Annotated in this window: 2 protein-coding genes and 2 rRNA genes (2 of these 4 running past the window's edge); 3 read left to right on the forward strand and 1 reads right to left on the reverse strand. The window is 55.4% G+C overall.

Annotated elements, in window-relative coordinates; all coding sequences use genetic code 11:
- Positions 1-2,640, forward strand: a 23S ribosomal RNA gene (locus ACP148_RS00020) (it extends 90 nt beyond the left edge of the window).
- An 89-nt stretch (positions 2,641-2,729) separates the two neighbouring features.
- Positions 2,730-2,845 (forward strand): 5S ribosomal RNA (rrf, locus tag ACP148_RS00025).
- Positions 2,846-3,162: 317 nt separating this feature from the next.
- Here the strand turns inward: rrf and ACP148_RS00030 are convergent.
- Positions 3,163-4,111, reverse strand: a protein-coding gene (locus tag ACP148_RS00030; protein WP_421951019.1) for an IS630 family transposase whose coding sequence is annotated in 2 segments (ribosomal slippage) — positions 3,163-3,774 and positions 3,776-4,111 — 948 coding nt in all. Because the reading frame shifts where the segments join, the coding sequence is not laid out codon by codon here.
- Between the two features lie 367 nt (positions 4,112-4,478).
- On the opposite strand from ACP148_RS00030, the gene ACP148_RS00035 reads away from it, so the two are divergent.
- Positions 4,479-5,000, forward strand: the 5' portion of a protein-coding gene (locus ACP148_RS00035; protein ID WP_425032990.1) for a hypothetical protein. Its footprint extends 303 nt past the window's final position; the window shows 522 of its 825 coding nt (coding positions 1-522); its start codon is at positions 4,479-4,481; its stop codon lies off the right edge, out of view.

The raw sequence follows: 5,000 nt of genomic DNA on the forward strand, positions 1-5,000 counted from the left end.
GAATAAGCTTTGATCCGGCGATTTCCGAATGGGGAAACCCGGTCTTCGGACCATCCCTTAGGGGAAGCGAACGCGGGGAACTGAAACATCTCAGTACCCGTAGGAAAGGACATCAATTGAGACTCCGGTAGTAGTGGCGAGCGAACCCGGACCAGGCCAGTGGCAAAAAGCTAAGAACGGGAAGGACCTGGAAAGGTCTGCCTTAGTGGGTGATAGCCCCGTACCGGTAGAAAAGCTTTTTGTCCTTGAGTAAGGCGGAACACGTGAAATTCTGTCTGAACATGGGGGGACCACCCTCCAAGCCTAAGTACTCGTGTGCGACCGATAGTGAACAAGTACCGTGAGGGAAAGGTGAAAAGCACCCCGACGAGGGGAGTGAAACAGTTCCTGAAACTGGATGCCTACAAACAGTCAGAGCCCAAGGTTTGTCCTGGGTGATGGCGTACCTTTTGTATAATGGGTCAGCGACTTAGTCTGTCGTGCAAGCTTAAGCCGTTAGGTGTAGGCGTAGGGAAACCGAGTCTGAATAGGGCGTTAAGTACGACGGATTAGACCCGAAACCGAGTGATCTAGCCATGAGCAGGTTGAAGGTGCGGTAACACGCACTGGAGGACCGAACCCACGTCTGTTGAAAAAGACGGGGATGACTTGTGGTTAGGGGTGAAAGGCCAATCAAACTCGGAAATAGCTGGTTCTCCGCGAAATCTATTTAGGTAGAGCGTCAGACGAATACCTTGGGGGGTAGAGCACTGGATGGGCTAGGGGTCCTTACCGGATTACCAAACCTAACCAAACTCCGAATACCCAAGAGTACTATCTGGCAGACACACGGCGGGTGCTAAGGTCCGTCGTGGAAAGGGAAACAGCCCTGACCTACAGCTAAGGTCCCCAAGTCATGGTTAAGTGGGAAAGCATGTGGGAATGCTTAGACAACCAGGAGGTTGGCTTAGAAGCAGCCATCCTTTAAAGATAGCGTAACAGCTCACTGGTCAAGCGTTCCTGCGGCGAAAATGTAACGGGGCTCAAACCATGCACCGAAGCTTAGGGTGTGCAGTTTACTGCACGCGGTAGCGGAGCGTTCCGTAGGCCTGCGAAGGGATACCCGTGAGGGGTCCTGGAGGTATCGGAAGTGCGAATGCTGACATGAGTAGCGACAAAGAGTGTGAGAGACACTCTCGCCGAAAGTCCAAGGGTTCCTGCGCAATGTTAATCAGCGCAGGGTTAGCCGGCTCCTAAGGCGAGGCCGAAAGGCGTAGTCGATGGGAATCACGTTAATATTCGTGAGCCTGCTGGGAAGTGACGGATTGCCAGAGTTGTGTGTCCTTATTGGATTGGACATGCAGTGAGGCGGTTCCAGGAAATAGCCCCAGCTTATAGACCGTACCCCAAACCGACACAGGTGGACAGGTAGAGTATACCAAGGCGCTTGAGAGAACGATGCTGAAGGAACTCGGCAAATTGCATGCGTAACTTCGGGATAAGCATGACCCGTCTTTGGGCAACCATTGGCGGGTGGCACAACCCAGGGGGTGGCGACTGTTTATTAAAAACACAGGGCTCTGCGAAGCCGCAAGGCGACGTATAGGGTCTGACGCCTGCCCGGTGCCGGAAGGTTAAAAGGAGAGGTGCAAGCCTTGAATTGAAGCCCCGGTAAACGGCGGCCGTAACTATAACGGTCCTAAGGTAGCGAAATTCCTTGTCGGGTAAGTTCCGACCTGCACGAATGGCGTAACGACTTCCCCACTGTCTCCAGCATCGACTCAGCGAAATTGAACTCCCCGTGAAGATGCGGGGTTCCTGCGGTCAGACGGAAAGACCCCGTGCACCTTTACTATAGCTTCACGCTGGCATTCGTGTCGGCATGTGCAGAATAGGTGGTAGGCTTTGAAGCAGGGACGCCAGTCCTTGTGGAGCCGCAATGTGAGATACCACCCTTATCGTCATGGATGTCTAACCGCGGTATAACAGTACCCGGGACAGCGTGTGGTGGGTAGTTTGACTGGGGCGGTCGCCTCCCAAAGAGTAACGGAGGCGCGCGATGGTGGGCTCAGACCGGTCGGAAATCGGTCGTTGAGTGCAATGGCATAAGCCTGCCTGACTGCGAGACTGACAAGTCGAGCAGAGACGAAAGTCGGTCATAGTGATCCGGTGGTCCCGCGTGGAAGGGCCATCGCTCAACGGATAAAAGGTACGCCGGGGATAACAGGCTGATGATGCCCAAGAGTCCTTATCGACGGCATCGTTTGGCACCTCGATGTCGGCTCATCACATCCTGGGGCTGGAGCAGGTCCCAAGGGTACGGCTGTTCGCCGTTTAAAGTGGTACGTGAGCTGGGTTTAGAACGTCGTGAGACAGTTCGGTCCCTATCTGCCGTGGGTGTTGGAATATTGAGAGGAGCTGTCCCTAGTACGAGAGGACCGGGATGGACGAACCTCTGGTGGACCTGTTGTGGCGCCAGCCGCAGTGCAGGGTAGCTAAGTTCGGACGGGATAACTGCTGAAAGCATCTAAGCAGGAAGCCTCCCTCAAAACCAGTATTCCCTATCAGAGCCGTGGAAGACCACCACGTTGATAGGCTGGGTGTGGAAGCGCAGCAATGTGTGAAGCTTACCAGTACTAATAGCTCGATCGGCTTGATCGTTCTCATTTACCTATAATCGCAGCACCCAAACGTGTTGCAGATCAGAAAACAAAGACCAGTTCACGAGACATAACAGTGTGTTTGTTCGACCTGGTGGCTATGGCGAAGTGCCCAGAACCCGATCCCATTCCGAACTCGACCGTTAAACACTTCAGCGCCAATGGTACTGTGTCTTAAGGCACGGGAGAGTAGGTCGCCGCCAGGTCTAGCAAACACACCAACCTTCTCAATAATAACCAAAAAGCCCCCGGTCCCCCCGGGGGCTTTTTGCGTTCAAAACCGCAAGACAAAAACACCCCGCAAACGTCTCGCGACAACGCTGCTTAAGAACAACCACCACAGCACTCCCAATAGCCGTCCCAAACAAAAGAGACCGGAAATCGAGAGCACGAGGTGCAACCTCGAGAATGGTGATATCTGCTCACGCGGTTATAGGTCGGTCCCGCGGATCCACGGCTTGTGGCTCGTTGGGTCTTCATTCCATGGTGGCTAACCCGGTTGTTTGATTGCCTCTAGAGCATGTCAGGTTTTTATTGAAGCATATCCTGCGTTCTTGAAGTAGTTTCTGCATTGCTGGGGTTTGATGGTTGAGACGAGGTGTCCGATCAGGCGCCATGTTTCTTCGATCGTGCGTTGTTGCGCTATACGCATCCAATGCTTGATCTTGGCGAAGACCTGCTCGATGGGGTTGAGGTCCGGTGAGTAGGGCGGCAGGAACCATAGGCGCGCGCCCGCGGCGCGAATGGCGTCCCGCACGGCCTTGCTTTTGTGGCTGCCCAGATTGTCGAGAATGACGATGTCACCCGGCTTGAGCGTGGGGATCAGGACCTGCTCGACATAGGCGCGGAACGAGAGCCCGTTGATTGGGCCATCGAACACGCAGGGCGCCGTCAGGCCGTCCATGCGCAATCCGGCCAGGAAGGTCATGGTGCGCCAATGGCCGTGCGGCGCATAGCCCTTGAGCCGCCGCCCTTTTGGACCCCATCCACGCAGGGGCGCCATATTGGTCTTGATCCACGTCTCATCGATGAACACCAACCGCGATGGATCGAGCCAAGCCTGCCAGGACTTCCAGCGCTGCCGCTGACGGGCGACCGCAGCCCGAGCCTGCTCAAGCGCGAACAGGCTTTTTTTTAAAGCTCAGACCCTCGCGCCGGATAAAGCGCCATATGCTATCATGGGATACCTGTACGCCTTGTGCGGCCAAAAGCGCTTGCAGACCCCGCACGGTCAGGTGCGGAGTCTGCTGAAACTGTTCAAGAACAAATTGCCTGTGCGCATTGAGAATGACAGGACGCCGGCCACCCATTCGATCTGGTGTGACCGACCCCGTGGACCTCGAGCGTTGCGACCACTTCACAACCGAAGAAACCGCAACGCCAAAACGGGCGGCGACAGACCGGCAACTTTCCCCGGTGCCAACTGCAGCAACAACACGTTCGCGCAAATCATCGGAATAGGGCTTGATCATGGATGCTGGCCTCCAATCCAGCATCAATGATGAATCACATCCAAGCCGATTTGGGAATCCACAATCGATTCAATCAAGCTCAGACATGCTCTATGGGCCGACCAGGGGCGTTACGGTGACGATAGCGGTTCAGATCCGGGCCTTCATGCAGGGCACGTAGCGACATCGAGTTGGAGATGCACGGTCTCGCAGACCCGTAAAAGGGAATGCAGTGAACGGTCCCTCCCGCTCACCAGCCCATCCAGCGCTGCGACGGCCGTGAAGGTTTGCGGCGTTTCGGGGTGAGTCAGTACGTAGTTGCCCGAACTGCGACACGGCAGAAAGAGAAGTAATCTCCTCTACGGCAAAAACCTTGAGGGGATGCGAAATGAACAGGCTTATTTTCCGAATCGATCCTGGCGACCGGCTCACCGGAACCTTCCAGCTCAAATGCCCGCTGGATCACTATGTGGATATCGCTGCCGATCGAATCGGGGAAGAGGTGTTGTTCGGGCACTCTGCCGTGCCAGGAATATGGAGTGTTTTTGCTATCGGGCGATTCGCCGATTGGATTTCAAACGATCAATCGGTGCTTTTCACGTTCAAAAACATCCGCCTTCTCGGCAAACCCATCGCCATCGTCACCGAGGGCGACCCAGAATCAGATCGCCTGTTCGCTCCCTATTTGCTTGATACGCTTGTGGACGACGATCTGGCGCTGATTTCAGCACCCGATCTGGAGTTTGCTCAATCCGCGACGACGCCGTTGAGCGTGGCGGCGGAAGGGCAGGCAGGCTTTATTGCCGGCCATGTCGTCGGTGGGCTGAGGCACGACCCGCAGGGCCCGGGCTTTTTTTATTCTGTCGCAGAAGCCTATGATTGGCGCTGCGCGATCTCAGGCATCGGGCAG

This window comes from Pelagibacterium sp. (assembly GCF_965249125.1).
GTDB lineage: Bacteria > Pseudomonadota > Alphaproteobacteria > Rhizobiales > Devosiaceae > Pelagibacterium.